This is a genomic window from Thermobrachium celere DSM 8682, assembly GCF_000430995.1.
Taxonomy (GTDB): domain Bacteria; phylum Bacillota; class Clostridia; order Clostridiales; family Caloramatoraceae; genus Thermobrachium; species Thermobrachium celere.
This window is the reverse complement of record NZ_HF951987.1, coordinates 2,646-3,257: the sequence shown is the minus strand read 5'-3', so window position 1 is coordinate 3,257 and position 612 is coordinate 2,646. Positions and strand designations below refer to the sequence as shown.

The 612-nt window shown below is 29.2% G+C and carries 2 protein-coding genes; both read left to right on the top strand.

The window, feature by feature from the left end; all coding sequences use genetic code 11:
- Nucleotides 1-198, top strand: a 198-nt coding sequence (locus TCEL_RS13630) for a hypothetical protein (protein WP_040683644.1), incomplete at its 5' end; no start/stop codon positions are given.
- Nucleotides 199-228: 30 nt separating this feature from the next.
- Nucleotides 229-579, top strand: a complete 351-nt coding sequence (locus TCEL_RS00025) for a hypothetical protein (RefSeq protein WP_018655640.1) — start codon at nucleotides 229-231, stop codon at nucleotides 577-579.
- Nucleotides 580-612: the final 33 nt, after the last annotated feature.

Below are 612 nucleotides of genomic sequence, written 5' to 3'. Positions count from 1 at the left end.
AAAAATATAAATGGAAATAAGGAATTAATAAAACCTATAGTAGATGCAGATTTAGTTTTTGGAATGAATACATCCTTAAGTTATCCTGATATATTTGCTAATAATTCGTTAGAGGATATTTTAAAGAGAAAACAAATAACTTCAAATAAAATACCATGCAGTTTTTCAGCAGTTTATAAGTGGAGTTTTTACATTTAATCAGTTTTTAAATGCTTTGGAGGGAAATAGGTGAATATTGAGTTTTTAATAAATCTGTTTGTTATAATTTTTATATTTACTATATTTGTTTACTTTGAAAAAAGTAAAATGGGAACAAAGGAAATAAGCCTTATTGCAACGTTAGGTGCTATTGCAGGAGTTTTTAGGATACCATTTGGGGCAATTCCTAATGTTCAACCCACAACTTTTATAGTTGCTGTAGTAGGTAATGTTTTTGGATCCTTTGTGGGATTTATAGTTGGATGTACAGCTGCTTTTATTTCCAATATATTTTTAGGACATTGGACCATGGACTATATGGCAGATGTTTGCATGGGGAATTATAGGTGCAGCTTCAGGACTAGTAAGGAAAAAGATTAAAATGGAATATTTCTCTATAATCTGTTTTGTTTA